This is a genomic window from Nitrosomonas mobilis, from assembly GCF_900103035.1.
Classification (GTDB): Bacteria; Pseudomonadota; Gammaproteobacteria; order Burkholderiales; family Nitrosomonadaceae; genus Nitrosomonas; species Nitrosomonas mobilis.
Genome location: NZ_FMWO01000055.1, coordinates 16,122 through 39,352, shown reverse-complemented (window position 1 = coordinate 39,352; position 23,231 = coordinate 16,122). Strand labels below are relative to the sequence as shown.

The window sequence follows — 23,231 nt, the reverse complement described above, 5'->3', positions numbered from 1 at the left end:
AAGGGATTAAATCCGGTTTAACCGACGTTATGCTTAATGAAGCACAGTATTATGCTGGCACCACGTAACCGTTGTTCTCCATTTATTGACGAGGCCTTTACCCTGCCACTTTGGCAGGGTTTTTTTTGGGTGACATCTGCGTAAATAGTGCCTGCCAGACCCCCTCACCCTCCAGTGAGGCAGCGGTTAGCACCCAATCGATAGTGCTGAAGATCCTCAAGGGATCAATCCAGACTGACGCTATCAGGCGATTTTGATCAATTTCCAAGGATAGTCACCCCAAACTTCGCATAAAATTTTTGGAAATACCATTCTCAAAAACAAACTTCATTGCACAACGACATCTGGACAAGATTCAAACCAACTTGCCCGGACTAATCGCTCCAGCCCCCACCGAGCGACTTCTGAAGCTTGAAATAGAAGGTTATTGCCAGCATGCTAGCCGCCAGATTGACAGATCACGCGCCGTGTGCTTAAAGGCGAAGTGATTCCTCATCAGGAAAAAGTATTCTCCATTTTCGAGCCCCACACTGAAGTTTCGACAAAGGTTCTCACTCACTCCCCCGCCAACCAGGCTAAATTAGCACAGCAGCTCGACCAGGTCACGCTGCCCCAAAAAGGTAAATCATCCCAAGAGCGTCTTGTTCACCCTATTCACCCTGGTCACCTGACCGATGCACCATCTTCTCATCGATCCGACATAATGGCCGCAATGAGCAATAAGCGCAGGTTTGTGGATATTGCTTCGGATTTACCTCCGCTTTGCCAGCAATAAAATCCGTTGCCAGCTTTTCCAGTGTTTGCTGCCAGATGACGATCACAGTCAGCCAATCAGGATAATCGCGTGTCAGTGGCAGTTTTTTATAAAAAATAATACCAGGTACACCAGTTTCATCGCTGGTGACACCCTTAAAAGCCATCTCACCGGTCCTGATCTGCGCAAATGCGATCCCGGCAAGTTCTTGCCCAAAAAGCAAACTGTACAATGGCAATTGCGGCTCATCAGGACGCTCGCCAAACCAGCCATCAACTTTGCTGAGTCCGGTTTTATAATCGATCAACAGCTTTCCTCCTTGAGGCAGGCCGTCTATTCGGTCAATTCTGACATGCACTTGCCGCCCACCCACCGTCAATTCCGTGGTTTTTTCCTGCTCGATTATCTCGAAAGGCGGACGTTGTTTTTCATATTCGAGCCATGCGTGCGCCAGAAAGGATAGTCTTGTCAATTCAAGCGCCTGTAAACGGGCACCAAAGCTTTGCCGATAACGGGGTGCTATTTCCCGAATGGTCTCAGTCACTTTACTGACAATCAGCTCATCCAGCTTATCTGCTGGTGTTGCTATTAGGCAATCATGCGATTTAAGCGATATCCAGATTTTCTCCATCAAGCGATGCAGCAGAATCCCTCGCACCCGCGCATTCAAACCGAGCTGAGTCCGGCCCAATTCTCGTGCACCTAGCCGTAACTCAGCAAAGGCAAGGAAAGGACAAGCCGCTTGTAGCTTGAACGCGCGGCTACCGCCAGGAATGAAATGTTCCACCAACGGTGGAGCAGGATCTTCAGTCAGTTGCTGCAATCGACTATTTTGATGGATCAGTTGCTGCCAGATAAGATGCGTGCCGCCGGACAGCGCTTCCTTGGACAAAAGAGGGAAAGCAGCAATCAGTGGACTCGGGATCAGCGACATGTCCTGTTGGCGCTGCGGATAACTGATGACGACTTCTGGCGCACTTCCAGCCAGCCGCTGTAATACTGTTTTTGCTACTTGCAATTCACGTCCGGCAGTTGATCTGGGTAACTCCATCCGGCGCTGCAATGGCAGAGGAATGAACGGATTAGGCTGCGGTGGCGCAGGCAATACACCATCATGCAAACCCATGATCCAGAGATGATCGAACTGTAAACCGCTGGTTTCGAGTAGCCCAAGCACCTGAATCGGAACCGGTAGAGATTCCGGCTGGAATACGGTACTGGCAGCCATTTCCCTCAACCGGCTCAGTGCAGAAGCCAACGTCATTGGCTGCGCCACCCAATCGAGCGCTACGAATTGCTGCAATAAAACCTGCCACGCTTGCATTACCTGGAATTCCATACTCGTCAGAAGGCGGTCGCCCGGCCAGCCAACTACAGTCAGCCACTGGCTGAATTGTCGCCTCCACTCGCCCGGCATACCCATCTCTGGCCGCGCCTCGGCCAATTCAAGCAGCTGTTTCAGGCGCTGGACGAGCACCGGACAATGATAGGGACGTTCAATCTGACTGGCATGATGCGCAACGGATTGTAACGACACATTCCACTCCCCTGTCTCTCGCAGACGTGCATCCAGCAAGGCACGCGCACTGCGTTCATCCTCCCGGCCAGCCAGAAAGGATGAACGCAGCAAACGGCTGACATGCGTTATCTCAGCAACTGGCACAGGTAACGTCAGCCATTCAAAAGCAGCATTGATTAGTGGATACTGAATCAGCGGCAGGCCAAGTGACAGGTTATAAGGACGAGGCAACTCATGATTACCAGGCTGCAGTGCCGCCGGACAAAGCATTTCATCCAGCATGCGGCACACTAGCGCGCGCTGCGTACTTAACTCAGGCACTACCAGTCCAATGTGCGCATCTGGATTTTCTTCCAGCCGCCGGAGAATCCATTGCGCCGCCTGCTGCAATTCAACGCGACTGTCAACGCAGGCCAATTTGCCAATAAAGGCCGGTTCTGATGAGAATTGCAACCATTCCGGCACACACCCCGCTTGTGCCAATCCCTGCAGAAAGGCTATCTGCTGTGGCGTCAGTTCATCAAACCCGAGCAGAATCAGCTCACCTGGCAAGGCAGTGCCACCTGCCTGTAAAACTGGCAGCAATAGATCCGGTAATTCTGCGGCTGTCAGCCAACTGTTCTCTTTACAGCTACGCTCAAAAGCCGTAAAAACTTTCCAGAAAAATTGACTGTCTTCGTTATACGCGAATGTCGCCACATCCATTGAGATTTTCCATGTACGCAGGTTTTGTGCGGCCACCATCATCCGCGTGACAGTCAACCCATCAGTCAGCCACGGCAGTGATGGGACTATTGTTTGCAAAATCTGCTGCCAGACTTGCCGCTCCTGATGTGCATCCAGTAGAACCAGGTTTGAGGCTACTTTATTAGCCACAATAGTTTCCTGCCACAATCGCTGCAACCAGGCATTCCATGGCAAAATATCTGCCGCTAACCATGCCTCACAGCCTGCCTCGATCATGGACTGGTTATAGCGTTGACGAAGTACTCGCGCGAGGCGTTGATTGCCGGTCACAATGGTTGCATCACGACCCAATCTGCGGATAATATCGGCCATGTCGGTTCGCTGTGGCTTGCATACAAAAGCAGTGATAGTTGAATAGTGCATCTCAATTGCATTCCAGTGCGCATTTACCCATCAAGAGGCGATCCATATTGTGATTCACAGAATCGATATATTTCAATAAATTATAGTTAATTAGGAGAATAAATGAATAAAAGCATATTAAATAGCCTGCTATTCGCTGCAGCTATTTCCTGGGCAGGGCTGGTGTTTTCTGAGGAATCAGATGCACAGCATACTACTGAGGATGTTTCGTCACAAACTGAAACTGAAGTAACGACAACAACTGAAAAAGCCAGCGGTGATGAACCCCTGATGAGTGGTATCGGCTGGCGACTGGCTCGAAAAGTAGAAATGGGCAACACTGGTAAATTCGTGAATATGGTTCTGGTAGAACCAAAAAGGCAAATGGATAAGACCATTTACAGCAATGCGATTACCCGAATATGCGGCAAAGAGGAAGAATTCTGCCGCATCCGCTTCTGGATAGAAGAACGCTTCCTCCCGGAAAAAAGCATTCCTACCGGCGAGCAATTGCAAAGGCAAAAAGCCGACTTCCTGCTCAACCGCAAGGCCGGTATCCATCGTACTCAGTGGTCCTGCACGGTTGATCATGACAGAAATGAATGTATAGACTGGTAGTCTATTGACGAAGCAACTATCTTCAGCTGTTTTCTTATGCTACTGAATCCAGATAACGATACAGCAGCTCTTCGATAAACAGTCTGGGATTCAGCGGGTGGCGCGCCCATTGCCGTGAGGTAGTCAGGCCGCGCCACAGAAATGCCAGTGACGAAGGATTGATCCTGGCAGCAATTTTTCGAATCACCGCTTCCTCCTGCAAATGATAACGAACCTTGCCCGTCATGCGGCAGCTCATCAAGTCAAAGCACCATTTCTGCAACCAATCCACGATGCATAGCAATTCGAGCTGCTGCAGTTTTTCTGCCAAACCGACCACAGCCAGGTGATCCAGTACGCTGAGACATCGTATGAATGTCTGATGCTGTTCAAGCCAGGATTCATCGAACTGCATGGCTAGCAAGGGTGAAAAACCCGACATTGCCAAACGAACTTCTACATGATCAGCCCCCTGTTGCTGCAGCCAGTCTTGCGCAACCTGCCGGTCTGGCAGTGGCATAACGATCTGCTGACAACGGCTACGAATAGTTGCCGGCAAGGTCGCTACATCATGGGTCACCAGAATGAACACGACATTGGGAGGCGGCTCTTCCAGTTTTTTCAGCAATGCATTAGCTGCCGCTTGATTCATCGCCTCCGCTGGGTGAATCAGTATCAATCTGTCGCGATCCTGATGCGCGCTGAGATAGACAAAATTATCCAGTTCGCGAATTTGGGTAATCGTGATCTGCTGGCCAAGTTTTTTTTTTGATTTAGCGTCTCCGCCTTCAGACGAACTGCTCGCCTTGTCTTTATCTGCATGATCCGTCGTTCCGGATAACGCTTCCGGGGTCAGCAAACGGAAATTGGGATGCTGGTTCTGTTCAAACCAGCAACAGCTGGCACAAGTGCCACACGCAACGGCATCAGCATCGACTCGTTCGCACAACGTTACTTTGGCCAGACTGCGTGCCCAGGCAAGCTTGCCGATTCCGGCACGCCCTGTCAGCAGCAAGGCATGATGCTGACGAGCACTGCCTTGCCGAATCTTCTGCCACAACATTTGCTGCCAGGGATAAATAGTGGTCTGCATCATTGTCCACCGTGCTGCCGGTAAAAAGCTTCGATCAACTCCATCAAATTCTGTTTGACTTGTTCAATTGGCAGACTGGCATCAATTACACTGATACGTTGCTGGAATTGCTGCGCGCGTTGCAAATAACCTCGCCGGACATGCTCAAAAAATTGATCGGATTCCACTTCAAAGCGGTCTGCGGTTTTAATAGACTGCACGCGCGCTTTACCAATTTCTGCCGGCAGATCGAAATATAGCGTCAGATCGGGTGAAAAAATGCCCTGTACCCACTCCTCTAACAAGGCAAGCTTCCGTAGCGGCACGCCCCTTCCTGCGCCCTGATAAGCAAAACTGGCATCCATGTAGCGATCAGAGACTACCCAGTCGCCACGAGCCAGCGCCGGCAGGATGACTTTATCAAGGTGCTCGCGCCGTGCCGCAAACATCAATAAGGTTTCGGTCTCAGCATGCATCGTCTGGCGCTGGTCAAGCAATAGTTCTCGCAGTCTCTCGCCCAATACCGTCCCGCCCGGTTCACGGGTCACGACTACTGTCAGCCCTCTGTTTTGCAGGAATTTTGTCAGCCAAGCAAGATGAGTGCTTTTCCCCGCGCCATCGATACCTTCGAACGTAATGAATTTTCCCGGTTGTACCATGCTGGATTCTAATAAAATGGGCATTTGATTGGCGTGAACATACGGTCAGATCGATATGAAAATTAACACGGTGGGTTTACTGGTTGATGCAACACACATACCTTCTCCCAATTGTGACGCACGCCCCGACGATACCGATATCAGTCTGCTGGTGATCCATCATATCAGCCTACCACCGGAAGAATTTGGCGGAGATGGGGTAATTGAGCTTTTCACCAATCGGCTTGATTCTGCCGTACATCCCTATTATCAGTCGCTGCAAGGTGTACGGGTCTCGGCACACTTTTTCATCCGGCGCAGCGGTGAAATTATTCAGTTTGTCCCGTGTCTGCTGCGCGCCTGGCATGCGGGAGTTTCCTGCTGGAAGGAGCGTACCTGCTGCAATGATTTTTCAATCGGCATCGAACTGGAAGGCAGCGAAAACCAACCTTTCACTCCCGTTCAATACGTACAATTGGCCAGATTGACCGCAAGCCTGCTTACTACTTACCCTATCCACGATATTGCCGGACATGCCACAATCGCACCACAACGCAAAACCGATCCTGGCCATCATTTCGACTGGCAAGGCTACCGGCAGGCGCTCCTTACCCAAAAAATAGTGTGTGATTTGACCGATCAGATCGCTATCACCATCCATCGGGTCTGAAACCAGTCATTCAATTCATTTCTTCCCGGTCAGGGGATTTGTCTTGTCTCAAGGCAGCCAACTCACCGATCAGTACCTGCCGCTCCCGGTCGATTTCCTGGTAGCGCTCATGGATTTCACTCAGCCGTGCCGTATAATCCTTGATGCGAGCCAAGCGCTCCCGCTCACGCTTTTGTACCTCATCATAATTAAGAGTAGCGTTTCCCGTGACAGGTGGTTGGTTCTGTTGCACGATGATGCTGTTTTCCTGCAATAACTCCTGCCGACGCAATTCCTGCAACATTTGAAACTGCTGGAACAGGTTCTGCTGTTCCTGTTGCAGCATTGACAAGGCGACCTCGACCTCCTGTATCTGTTTCTGCACATCGTCGGCAGCAGATAACGGCAGCGATAACAGCAATAAACTCATCAACATTAACTTCATAATCCCTCCAGGAGTCCTTATCCTGCAATCAGATATGAATCGCACGCTTGTCCACAGCCAATGCCGCTTCATGTAGCGCCTCGGATAATGATGGATGAGCATGCACAATGCGCGCCAGATCTTCACTACTGGCAAAAAACGCCATTGCGGTCACCGCCTCGGCAATCATCTCCGAGACGTATGGACCAATCATATGCACCCCCAGAATCTGGTCAGTCTCGGCATCTGCCAGAACCTTCACCAGACCGGCCGTTTCTCCGAGTGCGCGGGCGCGGCCATTGGCCATAAACGGAAACTGCCCGGATTTATAGGCAACGCCTTCTGTCTTGAGCGCCTGTTCAGTTTTGCCAACCCAGGCAATTTCCGGACTGGTGTAAATCACCCACGGTATCGTGCCAAAATCCACCTCTCCAATCGAACTGGCTGACCCATTCCGTTTTGCCGCAATCCGCTCAGCCACCGCCACACCTTCTTCGGAAGCCTTATGGGCGAGCATCGGGCCTCTGACAACATCCCCGACTGCATACACATCCGGCAGATTAGTCTGGCAAAATGCATCGACCTCGATCTGACCACCAGCATCTAGTTTCAGACCGGCTGCATCTGCGCCCAGTCCGGTAGTATTCGCTACTCGGCCCGCGGCAACGATCAGCTTGTCCACGGACAATTTCTGACTGCTGCTTTCCTGGTCCAGATAATCTATTTCCACCATATTTTTCAGGGACTTGACCGATTGAATCTTCACTCCGGTTTGAATGTTCAATCCGGTGCCGCGGGTCAATACCTTGAAAGCTTCTTTGGCAATCTGTTCATCCGCCGCAGACAGAAAATCTGGTTGTGCTTCCAGAAGAGTAACTTCCGCACCCAGTCTACGCCACACGCTGCCCAGCTCAAGACCGATAACACCCGCGCCTATGATGGCGATCTGCTTAGGAACAGCCTGCAGCGCGAGTGCACCAACATTGTCAAGAATATTGAGATCGTCCACTGGCGCCACTTCCAGCTGGCGTGGCGATGAACCCGTGGCGATAATGACGTGCCGCGCTTGAATGGTTTGCGTATCCTGGCCATTTTTCACCTCGACGGTCCAGGTATCCTCATTTTGAGCCCGTTTGTGCAGCACACCATGACCATGTACGCTGGTGACTTTATTCTTCCTAAACAGCATACCGATGCCGCCGGTAAACGCTTTGACGATTTTGTCTTTGCGCGAGATCATCACGGGTACTTCTACTGTGATGCCTTCTATCTTGATACCGTGTTCGGCAAACTTGTGGTTAGCTCGCTCCACGTTCTCGGAGGATTCCAGCAGCGCTTTGGAAGGAATGCAGCCGACATTAAGACAGGTACCACCGAGGCTGGGTTTTTGCTGCTCATTTTTCCAGTCATCGATGCAGACGGTATCCAGCCCCAGTTGCGCGCAGCGAATCGCCGCCACATAGCCACCCGGGCCCGCACCAATCACCGCAACATCAAAAATTTTATTCATGTCTATCTACCCTAATATTATTGATCAAGTCCGTTAATAGTATCAACCGCATGGGCAAACTGCGGGATTTCCCGTAACTGTTGCAGGGAATGATCACTGCGATGTCCACGCATCCGTGCCAGTCTTGCCATGCTGGTCGCGGAGATCTCCCATGACAAATCATCCAGCAACTGGTTTGTCGCCGCGGTATCGTTACACACCAGCACCATGTCGCAGCCTGCCCGCAACGCCAGAGTGGCGCGCTCCGCCATATCACCATAACTGCCGGTTGCACGCATGCTCAGATCATCGCTGAATATACAGCCTTCAAAGCCGAGCATATGCCGCAATACATCCTGAAGCCATTTGCGGGAAAACCCAGCTGGGTAAGAATCAACAGCAGGATAAATGACATGTGCCGCCATAATGCCGGCTAGCCCAAAATCAATCATGCGCTGAAATGGCAGCAGATCATCCATCTGGATATCCACAAAGTCACGCGTATCGACGGCAATTTCCACGTGCGTATCTGCTGCAATCGCACCATGCCCGGGGAAATGCTTGCCAACCGCCATCATGCCTGCCTTACGCATACCGAGCATCAGTTCGTGCGCAAGTTCCGATACTGCCTGCGGATGACGATGCAAGGATCGGTCCCCGATGACACAACCCAGCCCATAATCGAGATCCAGTACAGGCGTGAAACTGACATCGACCCCACAAGCTTTCAATTCTGCGGCCAGCACATAACCCACTTGCCAGGCCAGCCGACGGGCGTACCGCGGGTTATCGTTCCAGCTCTCGCCCAATCTGCGCATGACAGGTAGGCGTGTGAATCCGCTCTGGAAACGCTGTACCCGGCCCCCTTCCTGATCAACAGCAATCAGCAACGGCGGTTCTCGCAGTATGCGAATTTCTGCTGTCAACTGGCAAAGTTGTTCAGGTGATACAAAATTACGGGAAAACAGGATGATTCCACCTGTCAAGGGATGCAGCAATCTTTCCCGATCCTCTGCCGACAGGCTCGTACCCGCTATATCGAGCATGATGACGCCCGTCGACATATCTATTTTTCCAGAATAACGAAGGCGCTTGCCATGGTCAATTCATCACTGATCGACAGGTGATGCGCAATAATTCCTCGTTGTCTCACCCATTCACTCAATGCCTCACAAAACTGAAAATACGGTTTTCCCTGCGGATCATGCAGTACCACGATGTTGCTAAAACTGACCGGATCACGCAGCCCCGTGCCTATTGCCTTGGCAAAGGCTTCCTTGGCGGCAAAACGTTTGGCAACAAACACGGCTGGATTAGCATGCCTGATAAAATCAGGCCATTCCACATCCGCCAGCACCCGTTTGGCAAACGCTTCACCGTGACGTTCCAGCGAACGGGCGATACGAGCAGGATCGACCAGATCGGTACCAATACCATAGATCATGCGCTCGCCTGACGGATCAGCGTCTTCATTTCACGTACCGCCTGGGCAAAGCCGACAAAAAGGGCACGTGCCACGATGGCATGCCCAATATTGAGCTCAGAAATACCAGTGAGCGCAGCTATCGGCAAGGTATTCTGGTAGTGCAATCCATGTCCGGCATTGACTTGCAGGCCACATTCAAGACCATACTTGACCATGGCTTTGATCGCTGTCAGTTCTGCCTGCTGTTCGACATCACTCTTGGCATCGGCAAAACGGCCGGTATGAAGCTCGACTGCCGGCGCCCCCGCTTTGACAGCCGCATCAACTTGCTGCGGCTGCGCATCGATAAACAATGAAACACGTGTACCCGCCTGCGCCAGCGAGTCACAAGCCGCCTTGACCTGATCAAAATGACGCACGACATCCAACCCCCCCTCGGTGGTCAGTTCCTCACGCCGCTCGGGGACCAGACAGACATCCTGCGGTTTGATACGGCAGGCAAAATCGATCATTTCCCGAGTAACCGCACTTTCAAGATTCATGCGGGTGGTCAAACGCTCACGCAGTATCTCGACGTCTCTATCTTGAATATGGCGGCGATCTTCTCGCAAATGCAGGGTAATGGCATCCGCACCAGCCGTCTCGGCGATCATCGCTGCTTCCACCGGATCAGGATATGTAGTACCACGCGCCTGACGCACAGTGGCGATATGATCAATATTAACGCCCAGCGTAATCATGATGGTAGTTGCATCCTCCCAAAGTAGTTTGTTTCTATAACACCTGTTTCGCAGCTCTTGTCATTCGTAACCCAGATTCTTCAGTACGTTGCCATCATCCGCCCAGCCAGTCTTCACCTTGACCCAGACTTCCAGATACACCTTGCCGCCAAACAACGTCTCCATATCCTTCCGCGCCTGGGTTGCCATCTCCTTCATTTTTTTCCCCTGTTTACCAATGATGATGGCTTTCTGATTGGGACGGTCCACCAGAATGCAGGCATGAATACGCCGCAAATTGCCTTCAACCGTAAACTGTTCAATGATCACGCTGACAGAATAGGGAATTTCCTGCCCAATTTGCCGGAAGATTTTTTCTCGCAATAGCTCGGCGGCCAGAAAACGCTCGCTGCGATCCGTTATATCATCCCCACCAAACAACGGCGGGCTGACCGGCAAATAATTCCGGATAGCTTCTATCAATTCGATCAGCAACTCATTTTGCAGGGCGCTAACCGGAATCATCTCTACAAAATTGAACCTGTCCGCCATTTCCTGCATAAAGGGAAGCAATTGCAGCTTATCCGCCTGCAAATCAATTTTATTGATAACCAGCATGACCGGTCGGTCAGTTGGCAAGCGCTCAAGGACCGCTTCATCCTGGCGATCAAATTTACCTGCTTCGATGACGAAGATAATGACATCGACACCGTGCAGTGTTTGCATAACCACTCGGTTCATCGCCTGATTGAGTTCGCTACGATAGCGTGTCTGAAAACCCGGGGTATCAACAAAAATGAATTGCGACTGTGTATCTGTCAAAATCCCATGAATGCGGTGACGGGTTGTCTGCGGCTTCCGGGAGGTAATGCTGATTTTTTGCTTGACCAGATGATTCAGCAACGTCGACTTGCCTACATTAGGACGTCCCACGATGGAGACATAACCGGTTTTAAATTCAGCAGCATTCATGACAGTAGGCCTCAAGGGATCAAAATATGAAACGCCAGACAAAGCAGACATGACATCAACGATTATATTGTCTGCCTGTTGCTGCTGGTTACCTTCGCATACGCTTGCTGTGCGGCTTCCTGTTCAGCGCGTCGACGACTGGTTCCCTCACCCTGTGTGCGGATGGCTAGCTTCTCGACCATACACTCAACCAGAAACGTCTGTGCGTGCGCTTCACCCGCTACTGATAACATTCTGTATTGTGGCAAACCCATTTTGCGATGCTGCAGATACTCCTGCAACAGTGTTTTTGCATCTTTGCCAGACACGTCGAGATCAAGGTCATCGACCAGGGGACCATACAGCTTGGCAATAAGACGTTCAACTTCCTGAAATCCGCTTTCAAGATAGACTGCGCCAATGACCGCTTCCAGCGCATCTGCCAGAATGGATGGGCGACGATAACCGCCACTTTTTCGCTCACCATCGCCCAACAAAATCAATTCGCCCAGTCCCACACCAGATGCTAGCGAATATAAAGCATTCTGATTGACAAAATTGGCTCGGGTTCTAGTCAGATCGCCCTCCGGCAATTGCGGAAAACGTTTGAACAATAACGCAGAAACGGCGCAATTCAACAAACTGTCCCCAAGGAACTCAAGCCGTTCATTATGAGGCAGGCCAAAACTGCGATGCGTCAACGCCTCCCGAAACAAGGCAGGCTGATTGAAAGTGTAACCGATCCTGTCAAAAAAAATCAGGTAAGGCGGTGTCCGCAGAATGCCATCCTTGTCATGTACTGAAGATTTATACACTCCGGTCAATGACTGGACGCCTCAAAATCAATCAATAACGAGATATTGGCAAATAGTGGTTTTTTGACCATATAACTGGCGCGCATCACCACCTGATTATTCTGTTTCTCGATCACTAGATCTTTTCCTGTGACAGACTTGATATCGTCTATGCTGGCACGCTTGTCAAATCCCTGACGCAATGCACTGATACCTCCTTCTTTCAAGGCAGTGTCACTGGCTGTAGCGACCAGCGCCCGCTTGACTGCTGCAAATTCAATATAAACTGGAATCAGACGCATACTAAAAATTGCAACCATGGCAATCATGACTGACCATAACAACAACCCTGACAGGGTCAATCCATTCTGTCTGCTTTTAAGCTGAGGCATATTCTGGCGCATCATTCTATCTCCTGATTAGTTGACAAGCAGATCGTTAAATCGACGTACCAATTCTGCTCAGATCGCTGAAATTCCACCAGATGAGGAAAGCCTTTCCAATGATATTGCCCTCCGGAACGAATCCCCAATATCGACTATCGCTACTGCCATCACGGTTATCACCCAAAGTGAAATAGTTTCCTGCTGGCACTTCACAGACAAAACCGGCATGATCAAACTGACAATTTTCCCGGTGCGGAAAATAATGAATGGCGGACAATTGTATCGTGGGCATTTCCTGATTGATCAGGATATTGTGTTCTCGATCATCTATTTTTTCGCTGAATTTCTGCGCATAGATATACGCCAGCCCGGATTCCACATATTTGTAATCACCATTCAGTTCCAGCTTGAAGGACTTCCCGTTGACGCTCAGCTGCTTGTTACGATATTCAATTTTATCACCTGGCACACCGACAATACGCTTGATGTAATCGATGGAAGGGTCTTCCGGAAACCGGAAAACCAGCACATCACCGCGTTGCGGCTCATTCAGATCGATAATTTTGCGATTAATAACGGGCAATCTGATGCCATAGGTAAATTTATTAACCAGAATAAAATCACCCACCAGCAAAGTGGGAATCATCGATCCGGATGGTATTTTGAACGGCTCAACCAGAAATGACCTCAGGCAGAACACAATCAGAATTACGGGAAAAAAGCTGACGGGATACTCGATCCACCATGGTTCATGATTTTCAGGAGCACGCTTGGGTTTTAACCAGAAACGATCCAATACCCAGATCCCGCCTGTCACCACGAGTAAAACAAGTAATACCAAAGGAAAATTCATAATGTGTTTCTACCTGATTCTTAAAATCTCAATCGCCAGTCAAGGCATTGATATTATTTATTATCTGTCTGTAAAATAGCCAGAAATGCCGATTGGGGGATATCCACGTTACCCACTCGTTTCATCCGTTTTTTACCTGCTTTCTGTTTTTCGAGCAATTTGCGCTTGCGCGTGATATCGCCACCATAACATTTGGCCAGCACATTCTTACGCATTGCCTTGACATTCTCACGCGCAACGATGTGCGCCCCAATCGCTGCCTGTACGGCAATATCGAACATTTGACGAGGGATGAGTTCCCGCATTTTTTGTGCCAGTTCTCGTCCTCTTGATTGGCTGCTGACACGATGCACAATCAGAGACAAGGCATCCACTTTTTCGTTGTTAATCAGGATGTCAAGTTTAACCAGATCGGCCGACCGAAATTCAAGGAATTCATAATCCAGCGAAGCATAACCACGGCTCACGGACTTTAACCGATTGAAAAAATCCATGACCACTTCGTTGAGTGGCAATTCAAAAACCAGCATCACCTGCCTGCCCATATATTGCATATTCTTCTGTACACCACGTTTGCTGACACACAACGTGATGACCACTCCCAGATACTCTTCCGGCACCAGAATGGTTGCCGTAATAATGGGCTCGCGGATTTCAGCAATAGCTGAAGCATCAGGCAGCCTGGAAGGGTTCTCGATTTTAATCACATTGCCATCTCGCATGACTACCTCATAAATCACCGTTGGCGCCGTGGTGATGAGGTCCATATCATACTCCCGCTCAAGCCGCTCCTGCACAATGTCCAGATGAAGCAGTCCCAGAAAGCCGCAACGAAAACCAAAACCAAGCGCCTGCGAGGTTTCCGGTTCAAATTGCAGGGAGGCATCGTTGAGCTGCAGCTTCTCCAGTGCCGAGCGTAATGCATCGTACTGATTGGATTCGACGGGATACAACCCGGCAAAAACCTGCGGTTTGATTTCCATGAATCCGGTCAACGCTTCAGATGCAGGACGATCAAGCAAGGTGACTGTATCACCCACTTTCGCAGATTTCAAATCCTTGATACCCGCAATGATAAAACCCACTTCACCCGCGCTCAAGGATGGGCGATCTACCGCCTTCGGCTGAAAAATACCAGCCCGTTCACACAGATGAGTGGTTTTGCTGTGTATCAACTGAATCCTGTCTCCAGTATTCAGCACACCGTCTACCACCCGCACCAGCATAACCACACCCACATAATTATCAAACCACGAATCGATAATCAAAGCTTTTAGAGGTGCATCAATATTACCTCTGGGTGGCGGCACTCTAGCGACAACATTCTCCAGCAAGTCTTCTAGACCCTCCCCGGTTTTAGCGCTGATACGCACGGCATCAGTGGCATCAATGCCAATCACATCTTCAATCTCAGCCACAACCCGGTCTGGATCAGCCGCCGGCAAATCAATTTTATTCAGTACCGGAATGACTTCAACCCCGAGCTCCGTTGCGGTATAGCAATTGGCAACCGTTTGTGCTTCCACTCCTTGAGATGCATCCACCACCAGTAATGCACCTTCGCAGGCAGATAGCGAGCGGGAAACCTCATAGGAAAAATCAACATGCCCAGGAGTGTCGATTAGATTGAACCTATAGCTGTTGCCATCGCGAGCCCGGTAAGCCAGGGCAACGGTTTGCGCCTTGATCGTAATACCGCGTTCACGCTCGAGGTCCATGGAATCGAGCACCTGCTCTTCCATCTCGCGCTCGGATAAACCGCCACAATACTGGATGATACGATCGGCAAGCGTGGACTTGCCATGATCGATATGGGCAATGATTGAAAAATTACGAATGGACTGCATTAACCGTTCCTGGAAAAGTGTAAGTAAACTTCACGATTACGCAAAAGGAGGGATTGTATACAATCCCAATTAACTTGACATAAACTATAACCACCTTATTCATTTATGCGGGCGCGTTGTTCCCGGAAATAGTGCATCAATCCACTGGTTGATGCGTCATGCTCTGCTGGGGACCGGTCGTTTGTCAATTCGGAAAGAATAGTATTGGCGAGCTGCTTGCCCAGTTCCACCCCCCATTGATCAAATGGATTGATGTTCCAGATCACACTCTGCACAAAAACCTTGTGTTCATAAAGCGCAACCAGCGCCCCCAGGGTGGCAGGATCCAGCTTGTTGAACAGGATGGACGTTGTCCCTTGGTTGCCGGGAAACACCCGATGAGGCAACAACTGTTCGATGAGCTGCTGAGGGATCCCTTCTGCTTCCAGTTCGACACGCACTGTCTGAGCATCCTTACCGCGCATCAGCGCTTCGGTCTGAGCAAAGAAATTTGCCAGCAGCATCGTGTGGTGATGATGCAGCGGATGCTGACTATTACACGGCGCTAGAAAATCAGCATTAAAAACCTGAGTTCCCTGATGCAGCAGCTGATAGAACGCATGCTGACCATTGGTACCGGGCTCCCCCCAGACAATGACGCCCGTGCTGTAGTCAACCGCATCGCCATCACGGGTGACACGCTTGCCCAAACTTTCCATTCCCAGCTGTTGAAGATACGCCGAAAAGCGATGCAAGGACTGATCATAAGGCAGAATTACCTGGCTGGTAGCCTGGCAAAAATTGATCTGCCATATTCCAATCAATCCCAGCAGAACGGGCAGATTATCTTCCAGCGCAGTATTGAGGAAGTGTTGATCCATGTCCCGCGCACCAGCCAGAAGTGCACGAAAGTTATCCATCCCGATCGCCAGCGCTATCGGCAGACCGATGGCCGACCACAACGAATAACGTCCCCCGACCCAGTCCCAGAAAGTAAACATATTTTCTGCCGCGATTCCGAATTGCTGCACTGCGGCAATATTGGTGGAAACCGCAACAAAATGACGGGCAACCGCCGCTTCGTCACCACCATTTTGTAGAAACCAGGTGCGCGCGGAATGCGCGTTGGTGAGGGTTTCCTGAGTGGTGAATGTCTTGGATGCGATGATAAACAGTGTCGTGGCAGGGTTGAGATTTCGCAGAATGTTATCCAACTGAGCACCATCGATATTCGAAACAAAATGTACCTTGAGTTGCGGCAGGCAATAGGGCTTCAGTGCTTCCGTGACCATTACCGGACCGAGATCGGAACCACCGATGCCGATATTGACGACATCGGCAATTGGCAGACCGGAGTAGCCACGATGAGTATGGTCCTGAATCGCCGCAACGAATCCTGCCATTTGCTGCAAAACTGCATTGACCTCTGGCACGACATCGACACCATCGAGATAGACCGGTGTATCGGCACGTAACGCAATATGCAGTGCCGCACGGTTTTCGGTGGTATTGATCCGGTCGCCGGAAAACATGCGTCTGATCCAGTCCTGCAATTTTTGCTGTCGCGCCAGAGCAAACAAGCAGGCAATCGCCGTCTCATCGAGCGGTTGTTTGCTGAAATCGAGGAGTATCGTGCCAAATTGCCGGGAAAATTCTGTAAAACGCTGCGGATCCCGTTCAAAAAACGAAGCTATCGGCTGATTTTTGATTTGTGCGTGGTGTGCTGCCAGTGCGAGCCAGGCAGGAGACTCAGTCAGAGTGGACATCATGTTCTCGGAAAAGGTGTTTTAAAACTCAGAGACGCTCGAATATCGCGGCGATACCCTGTCCGCCGCCAATACATAATGTAACCAGTGCATACCGCCCACGGCAGCGACGTAGCTCATGAATAGCCTTGATCACCAGAATACAGCCGGTTGCGCCAACTGGATGCCCCAACGCCACGGCGCCGCCATTGGGATTAGTTTTGGCCGGATCGAAATCCAATTCTCGCACTACTGCGCAAGCCTGAACAGCAAAGGCTTCGTTGGATTCGATGACATCCATGTCTTCCACACGCAAACCGGCGCGTTGCAGCGCTTGCCTGACTGCAGGTACCGGGCCGATTCCCATGAAAGCTGGATCAACTCCCGCATGACCATAAGCAACCAGACGTGCAAGCGGTACAAGCTCACTTTGTCTGCTGGCAGCATCGCCTTCCATCAGCACCAGTGCTGCAGCAGCATCGTTAATGCTGGAAGCATTACCGGCGGTCACGGTACCATTCTCAATAAAAACTGGGCTTAGTTTCGCGAGCGCTTCGATACTGGTCTGACGAGGATGCTCGTCCGTTGCAAATAATCTGTTTCCGTTACGATCTGCAATTTCGATTGGGATAATCTGCTCGTGGAAATAACCCTGATCAATGGCATGGAGTGCACGCTGGTGACTTTCCAGTGCAAACTCGTCCTGCTGCTCGCGATTGATTCCCCATTTCCTCGCAATATTCTCCGCCGTCACCCCCATATGTACACAGTCAAAGGGATCGGTCAGCGCACCGACCATCATGTCCATAGCTGTTGCATCCCGCATCCGCTGCCCCCAGCGCAGCGACGGCAACAGATACCCTCCCCGGCTCATCGATTCCACACCTACTGCGACGGCCGCTTGAGCATCACCCAGCATGATCGCGTGAGCAGCAGAAATAACAGCCTGCAGGCCGCTGCCACAAATCCGGTTGAGTGTCAGTGCCGCAGTCGATTGCGCCAATCCCGCCTCGATGGCAACCGAACGCGCCAGATACATGTCACGGAGCTCGGTTGGAATGACATGGCCGGCAAACAAATGTCCGATTAATGCCGGATCAATCCTTGAGCAGGAAACTGCTTCCTTAGTAATAATGCTCGCAAGCGAGATTGGAGAATGCCCTTTAAGTGCACCGCCAAAATCGCCGATAGCGGTTCTGACACCACTCAGGACGACAACATCAGTCATGGGCATTACGCAATCAGAGCATCAAAGCACGTAGCGCGCCAGATCCTCGCTCCGGGACAGTTCTCCCAGACGCTCATCAACAAGCACAGCATCAATTGTCAGGGTCGTATTTTCATAACGTGTAGCATTAAAGGAAATTTCCTCCAACAGTTTTTCCAGTACAGTATGCAGCCGCCGCGCACCGATATTTTCAGTTTTTTCATTAACTGTCGAGGCTATTTCAGCCAACCGCCGGATCGCCGTATCCGTAAATTTGAGCTCCACACCCTCGGTTTTCAATAGCGCCTGATACTGCCTGATCAAGCAGGCATCGGTATTGGTGAGAATCTGCTCAAAATCACCGGCACTCAGGCTGCTCAGCTCGACCCGGATTGGAAAACGCCCCTGCAGTTCAGGAATCAAGTCGGACGGCTTAGCAATATGAAATGCACCGCTGGCAATAAACAGAATATGGTCTGTACGAATCATGCCATATTTGGTAGTAACTGTCGTACCCTCCACCAGCGGCAGCAGATCCCGTTGTACTCCCTGCCGGGAAACATCCGATCCGGACACTTCCGAGCGACTGGTGATTTTGTCGATTTCATCCAGAAACACGATGCCATTCTGCTCCACGTTCTGTGTGGCCCTAAGTTTCAGTTCCTCATCATTGATCAATCGACTCGCTTCCTCTTCGGTAAGCAGTTTTCTGGCTTCGCGGATAGGCAATCGACGGGTTTTCCTCTTGCTCGCTCCCATATTTTGAAACATCCCCTGAATCTGTGAAGTCAGCTCCTCCATACCAGGTGGTGCAAAAATTTCCATACTGGCCTGAGGCATGGCAACTTCAATCTCGATATCCTTATCATCCAGGTCACCTTCACGTAATTTTTTACGGAATTTCTGCCGTGTCGCGCTATGTTCTTCATACTGCTCGGATTGTGCACTACCAGTATCGCGTGCAGCTGGTAACAAAATATCGAGAATGCGTTCCTCTGCTCGATCTTCCGCCAGTGGCCGGTTACGCTTGATCTCAAGCTCGCGTGCCTGTTTGATGGCGGATTCAACCAGATCACGAATGATCGAATCGACATCACGCCCAACATAACCCACTTCCGTAAATTTGGTTGCCTCGATCTTGATGAATGGGGCATCTGCAAGCTTCGCCAGTCGCCGGGCAATTTCGGTTTTACCAACACCGGTCGGGCCGATCATCAGAATGTTTTTGGGAGTGATCTCCTGACGCAATGGCTCATCGACCTGCTGCCGGCGCCAGCGGTTACGCAGCGCGATTGCCACGGCGCGCTTGGCTGCTTCCTGCCCGATGATGTGTTTGTTAAGTTCATGCACAATTTCTTGTGGCGTCATTTGCGTCATAATGTTTATTCCTGGTGCTGGGTAAGGATTAAGCTTAGGGTACTTCTAAAAACTCAAATTTATAAATAAGATTTTTAGAAATACCCTTCAGTCGAGCTGTTCAATCACATGTGATTGATTGGTATAAATACAAATATCTGCGGCAATGGTGAGTGCCTGACTAACAATTTCCCGTGCATCCAGATCAGTGTTTTCCAGCAAGGCACGCGCAGCAGCCTGGGCATAAGCGCCCCCACTGCCGATTGCTGCCAACCCATGCTCAGGCTCAATCACATCGCCCGCACCGGTAATGATCAGGGTCGCCTCACGATCTGCCACTACCAGCATGGCTTCCAAGCGACGCAATATCCGGTCGGTACGCCAGTCCTTGGCCAGCTCAACCGCCGAACGCAGCAGATGTCCCTGATGCTTTTCCAGCTTGCCTTCAAAACGTTCGAACAGAGTAAACGCATCCGCTGTTCCGCCCGCGAACCCAGCCAGCACTTTTTCATGATGCAGTCTGCGCACCTTGCGAGCGGTCGCCTTGGCAACCACTGCACCAAGTGTCACTTGACCATCTCCGCCCAGCGCAACCTGTTCACCGCGCCGCACAGATACAATCGTCGTCATGATTTTTAATCCAGGTAATAAAAAAAGCAGCCATTATTAATAATTAGCGATTTTTTGTGCGCTATCTCTATTTGCCAGAAGAAGGAAATCCACAGATTACCTAATGTATCAGAGCCGCAGGGCCAGCAAAATTACGACAAGCGCCCAACATTGATAATTTCCTCGCCATACTTGCCCTGCGCCATTTCACGCAACGCAATGACGGTCGGTTTGTCATTCGACTCCTCGATCATGGGAGTGGATCCAACTGAAATCTGTCTCGCCCTAGCAGTGGCAGCAAGAGTCATATTAAATCGATTGGGTATTTTTTCAAGACAATCATCTACGGTAATTCTTGCCATGGTTGATATAAACTCCAGTCTGGTAATTTTTAAAAAGTGTGAATACGTCCGTTTTGATAAAAACACGCATATTTATTTAGTCTGTTATTTGCCAAAGACCACCGGAAATCTCCATAGAGTTATAGCACCAAATCAGGCAAACTGCGCAATCAATTCACGCTGCCCGGCGAGTTGTCGGATTGTTTTCAGCCTCTCCGCGCGCACAATACAAGCAATTTGCTGAACAGTTTCCTGCAGATCCTGATTGACTATCAGGTAATCATATTTATGAACGTGGCTGACTTCCTCACGAGCAGCAGACAAGCGACGCTCAATGACTTTATTTTCATCCATGCCGCGTTGCTCAAGACGTTGTTTCAAAATTTCCAGTGAAGGTGGCAGGATGAAAATTGACAGAGCTTGTGGATATAATTCACGCACCTGCAGCGCTCCCTGACAGTCTATTTCCAGCAAAACATCCTTGCCCGCCGCCATTTTTTCTTCAATCCAGCTACGGGAAGTGCCATAAAAATTACCGTATACCTCAGCGCTCTCGAGAAACTCCCTCTGCTTCAACATTTCCTGAAAACGCGCACGATCTACAAAAAAATAATCATGCCCATCCACTTCATTTTGTCGCGGCGGGCGTGTGGTATGCGATACAGAAAGATTGATATTTGGATCCACTTGCAATAGCGAGCTGACAACGCTGGTTTTACCTGTGCCAGAAGGTGCACTGATGACAATTAGAAAACTCATTGGCAAATTATATTTTATTTAGGCTATGTCTACGTTAATAGTTAAAACTGATTTTCACATCCGAAAGCAGCATGGCACCCGACAACAGAGCCGATCCGGCTGACAGGCCGGACAACTCGGTTCAAAATAATTTCTCAAGTCATTTCACGGCCACAGCTTGCGGCACCACATCGCTCAGCCAATAACCTGCCTCGTTCTTTTTGAACACACGGCACGGCTAAGCTGCGATATTTTCCAGTCACTCCCGAAAATCAGAGACGCTCATAAACCATATTCTCCGGTCCTGATGCTCCAGTCTAAAGTCTTTTCAACATTTAACGCAGACATAATCTAATATTTTGGGCAATCAAATTCTGACTGATTTCCAATATTTGTTGCGCCAATAGGTATTATCCATACGAGAAATAGTGACGCCTACGCTGGTGGAAGCGTGTAGAAATTTCCTGTCCTCCAGATAAATACCAACATGCTGGGTACGTTTGCCGGTCTTGAAGAAGACGAGATCGCCCGCCTTGAGTTCATGTCTGCCAATCTCATTACCCAATTGCGCTTGCACACCAGTTAGCCGCGGCAGATCTACACCAAAAGCAGATTGATAGACAGTTCTGACCAACGCCGAACAATCAATCCCGGAGCGACTCTCCCCGCCCAATCGGTAAGGTGTGCCCTGCCATTGCTGATAATGCGTGTAGAGCCGATCGAGAATAGCTTTTGTGTCTGCGTCAGTTTCTCTATTAAGGAGAGATGGTGGACGCTGTGAGAGTTTACTGGTAAATGTGCCGCATCCAGTTACGGTGCTGATGCTCAACAATACTACCAAAAAATATCTGAATACAATATTGTTGGTTTGTTTCATCTATCTTGAATATTCACTCAATGATCCTTCATTGTAGCGTCTTTTCAGGAATAAGTTTCAGCAGTTTACCGTTTGCTTCATCCGTCAGCAGGTAAAGTGCTCCGTCCGGGCCTTGTTCGACGTCACGAATACGTGCCATACCCTTGAGCAAGGGTTCTTCGGCAACGACTTTCTGTCCATCGAGAACCAGTCTGACCAGCTGCATGCCTGCCAGCGCGCCAATGAACAGATTCCCCTTCCAGACTGGAAAAAGATCTCCCGTATAAAAAACCATACCGGAAGGCGCAATGGAAGGTGTCCAGTGATGGATTGGTTCTTCGAATCCCTGTTCGGCATGCTCATCCTTGATAGGAACCATCCAGTAATGCATGCCATAGCTAGCATAAGGCCAGCCATAATTTTTACCGGACTCCGGAATATTAATCTCATCCCCACCGCGAGGACCATGCTCATGTATCCACAATTTGCCAGTTTGCGGATGAATCGCTGCGCCCTGCATATTGCGATGGCCATACGACCAGATCTCGGGCTTTGCCTGTGGGTCATCCATGAAAGGGTTGGATTCCGGGATACTGCCATTCGGGCGAATTCTTACCAGTTTTCCAAAGTGATTATTGATTTGCTGCGCTTCCTGCATGAAATCCCAACGATCACCCAGGGTGATGAACAGATTACCATCTGGAGCAAAAACCAATCGGGAGCCGAAATGCTGTGCTCCCCGAGTCTTGGGGAACTGGCGAAAAACAACCTGCAAATCCTTGAGCATCAATCCGTCCACATCCAGTCTCGCACGTGCCACTGCCGTGCCAGCCAGCTGCTCTTGTGGCTCGGCATAGGAAAGGTAAACCAGACTATTACGCGCAAAATCCGGATCGATTACCACATCGAGCAGTCCTCCCTGCTTTTCGTTTAGGACGGCTGGCGTTCCCTTCAGGGGAGCGGAGACCTCTCCTGTGGCGGAAATGATGCGTAGCCGCCCAATGCGTTCTGTCACCAGCAGACGCCCATCCGGCAAGAAGGCCATGCCCCAGGGAAAACTCAGACCAGCAGCAACGGTTTTGATTTCGAAAGCGGATGACAACGGCTGAGAGAATGGCGTTGAAATCGCCAGACACCAAGAAAAAACAACCAATACGATGCGTCCGCCCAGTGATTTATTCAAAATGCTCTCC

The 23,231-nt window shown here is 50.2% G+C and carries 24 protein-coding genes and 1 pseudogene; 3 read left to right on the top strand and 22 right to left on the bottom strand.

Annotation, left to right across the window (positions count from 1 at the left end; translation table 11 throughout):
* Window positions 1–97: 97 nt before the first annotated feature.
* Window positions 98–268 carry a hypothetical protein gene (locus tag NSMM_RS15625; RefSeq protein ID WP_176753907.1) on the bottom strand — a complete coding sequence of 57 codons (171 nt, stop codon included), beginning with the start codon at window positions 266–268 and terminating at the stop codon, window positions 98–100.
* Window positions 269–332: 64 nt separating this feature from the next.
* On the opposite strand from NSMM_RS15625, the pseudogene NSMM_RS17070 reads away from it, so the two are divergent.
* A pseudogene (locus NSMM_RS17070) lies at window positions 333–532 on the top strand (ISNCY family transposase); the annotation flags it as partial.
* A gap of 118 nt (window positions 533–650) precedes the next feature.
* Here the strand turns inward: NSMM_RS17070 and NSMM_RS08905 are convergent.
* A complete protein-coding gene (locus NSMM_RS08905; protein WP_218121056.1) occupies window positions 651–3,332 on the bottom strand; it encodes a PD-(D/E)XK nuclease family protein in 2,682 nt (893 codons plus the stop codon).
* Between the two features lie 153 nt (window positions 3,333–3,485).
* On the opposite strand from NSMM_RS08905, the gene NSMM_RS08900 reads away from it, so the two are divergent.
* Entirely contained in the window at window positions 3,486–3,980 is a 495-nt protein-coding gene (locus tag NSMM_RS08900) for a hypothetical protein (RefSeq protein WP_090286691.1), read from the top strand.
* 34 nt (window positions 3,981–4,014) lie between these two features.
* On the opposite strand, the gene holB is transcribed toward NSMM_RS08900, so the two are convergent.
* Entirely contained in the window at window positions 4,015–5,052 is a 1,038-nt protein-coding gene (gene holB / locus NSMM_RS08895) for a DNA polymerase III subunit delta' (RefSeq protein WP_245654753.1), read from the bottom strand.
* Window positions 5,052–5,714 (bottom strand): dTMP kinase, encoded by a 663-nt coding sequence (gene tmk / locus NSMM_RS08890; protein ID WP_245654752.1) that lies wholly within the window; start codon window positions 5,712–5,714, stop codon window positions 5,052–5,054. The genes holB and tmk overlap by 1 nt, the downstream gene beginning before the upstream one ends.
* Before the next feature lie 31 nt (window positions 5,715–5,745).
* On the opposite strand from tmk, the gene ampD reads away from it, so the two are divergent.
* Window positions 5,746–6,339 (top strand): 1,6-anhydro-N-acetylmuramyl-L-alanine amidase AmpD, encoded by a 594-nt coding sequence (gene ampD, locus NSMM_RS08885; RefSeq protein WP_090286688.1) that lies wholly within the window; start codon window positions 5,746–5,748, stop codon window positions 6,337–6,339.
* A gap of 10 nt (window positions 6,340–6,349) precedes the next feature.
* Here ampD and NSMM_RS08880 read toward each other — a convergent pair whose 3' ends face one another.
* The 18 genes from NSMM_RS08880 to NSMM_RS08795 form a co-directional block, all read right to left on the bottom strand.
* Complete coding sequence (locus NSMM_RS08880; RefSeq protein ID WP_090286686.1) at window positions 6,350–6,763, bottom strand: hypothetical protein; 414 nt, start codon at window positions 6,761–6,763, stop codon at window positions 6,350–6,352.
* A 28-nt stretch (window positions 6,764–6,791) separates the two neighbouring features.
* Window positions 6,792–8,252 (bottom strand): dihydrolipoyl dehydrogenase, encoded by a 1,461-nt coding sequence (lpdA, locus tag NSMM_RS08875; RefSeq protein ID WP_090286684.1) that lies wholly within the window; start codon window positions 8,250–8,252, stop codon window positions 6,792–6,794.
* A 17-nt stretch (window positions 8,253–8,269) separates the two neighbouring features.
* Window positions 8,270–9,295 carry a beta-N-acetylhexosaminidase gene (gene nagZ / locus NSMM_RS08870; RefSeq protein WP_090286682.1) on the bottom strand — a complete coding sequence of 342 codons (1,026 nt, stop codon included), beginning with the start codon at window positions 9,293–9,295 and terminating at the stop codon, window positions 8,270–8,272.
* Between the two features lie 2 nt (window positions 9,296–9,297).
* The gene (acpS, locus tag NSMM_RS08865) at window positions 9,298–9,675 is read right to left on the bottom strand and encodes a holo-ACP synthase (protein WP_090286680.1); all 378 of its coding nucleotides are present in this window, start codon (window positions 9,673–9,675) and stop codon (window positions 9,298–9,300) included.
* Complete coding sequence (gene pdxJ, locus NSMM_RS08860) at window positions 9,672–10,397, bottom strand: pyridoxine 5'-phosphate synthase (protein WP_090286678.1); 726 nt, start codon at window positions 10,395–10,397, stop codon at window positions 9,672–9,674. The genes acpS and pdxJ overlap by 4 nt, the downstream gene beginning before the upstream one ends.
* A 60-nt stretch (window positions 10,398–10,457) precedes the next feature.
* A complete protein-coding gene (era, locus tag NSMM_RS08855; protein WP_090286676.1) occupies window positions 10,458–11,348 on the bottom strand; it encodes a GTPase Era in 891 nt (296 codons plus the stop codon).
* 62 nt (window positions 11,349–11,410) lie between these two features.
* Window positions 11,411–12,109 carry a ribonuclease III gene (gene rnc / locus NSMM_RS08850; RefSeq protein WP_176753912.1) on the bottom strand — a complete coding sequence of 233 codons (699 nt, stop codon included), beginning with the start codon at window positions 12,107–12,109 and terminating at the stop codon, window positions 11,411–11,413.
* A gap of 38 nt (window positions 12,110–12,147) precedes the next feature.
* Entirely contained in the window at window positions 12,148–12,525 is a 378-nt protein-coding gene (locus NSMM_RS08845) for a DUF4845 domain-containing protein (protein ID WP_090286745.1), read from the bottom strand.
* A 34-nt stretch (window positions 12,526–12,559) separates the two neighbouring features.
* Window positions 12,560–13,360, bottom strand: coding sequence for a signal peptidase I (gene lepB, locus NSMM_RS08840; RefSeq protein WP_090286672.1), 801 nt, complete (start codon window positions 13,358–13,360; stop codon window positions 12,560–12,562).
* Between the two features lie 53 nt (window positions 13,361–13,413).
* Window positions 13,414–15,207, bottom strand: coding sequence for a translation elongation factor 4 (gene lepA, locus NSMM_RS08835; RefSeq protein ID WP_090286671.1), 1,794 nt, complete (start codon window positions 15,205–15,207; stop codon window positions 13,414–13,416).
* A gap of 95 nt (window positions 15,208–15,302) precedes the next feature.
* Window positions 15,303–16,952 (bottom strand): glucose-6-phosphate isomerase, encoded by a 1,650-nt coding sequence (pgi, locus tag NSMM_RS08830; protein WP_090286669.1) that lies wholly within the window; start codon window positions 16,950–16,952, stop codon window positions 15,303–15,305.
* Between the two features lie 28 nt (window positions 16,953–16,980).
* Window positions 16,981–18,159 carry an acetyl-CoA C-acyltransferase family protein gene (locus tag NSMM_RS08825; protein ID WP_090286743.1) on the bottom strand — a complete coding sequence of 393 codons (1,179 nt, stop codon included), beginning with the start codon at window positions 18,157–18,159 and terminating at the stop codon, window positions 16,981–16,983.
* Between the two features lie 21 nt (window positions 18,160–18,180).
* Complete coding sequence (hslU, locus tag NSMM_RS08820) at window positions 18,181–19,515, bottom strand: ATP-dependent protease ATPase subunit HslU (RefSeq protein ID WP_090286667.1); 1,335 nt, start codon at window positions 19,513–19,515, stop codon at window positions 18,181–18,183.
* Between the two features lie 87 nt (window positions 19,516–19,602).
* Window positions 19,603–20,124, bottom strand: coding sequence for an ATP-dependent protease subunit HslV (gene hslV / locus NSMM_RS08815; RefSeq protein WP_090286665.1), 522 nt, complete (start codon window positions 20,122–20,124; stop codon window positions 19,603–19,605).
* A 131-nt stretch (window positions 20,125–20,255) separates the two neighbouring features.
* Window positions 20,256–20,465, bottom strand: coding sequence for a DNA-directed RNA polymerase subunit omega (rpoZ, locus tag NSMM_RS08810; protein ID WP_090286662.1), 210 nt, complete (start codon window positions 20,463–20,465; stop codon window positions 20,256–20,258).
* 132 nt (window positions 20,466–20,597) lie between these two features.
* On the bottom strand, window positions 20,598–21,203 hold the full coding sequence (gene gmk, locus NSMM_RS08805; protein ID WP_090286660.1) for a guanylate kinase: 606 nt from the start codon (window positions 21,201–21,203) through the stop codon (window positions 20,598–20,600).
* Between the two features lie 346 nt (window positions 21,204–21,549).
* The gene (locus NSMM_RS08800; protein WP_090286658.1) at window positions 21,550–22,059 is read right to left on the bottom strand and encodes a C40 family peptidase; all 510 of its coding nucleotides are present in this window, start codon (window positions 22,057–22,059) and stop codon (window positions 21,550–21,552) included.
* Between the two features lie 28 nt (window positions 22,060–22,087).
* Window positions 22,088–23,221, bottom strand: a complete 1,134-nt coding sequence (locus NSMM_RS08795; RefSeq protein WP_245654751.1) for a PQQ-dependent sugar dehydrogenase — start codon at window positions 23,219–23,221, stop codon at window positions 22,088–22,090.
* Between the last annotated feature and the right edge of the window lie 10 nt (window positions 23,222–23,231).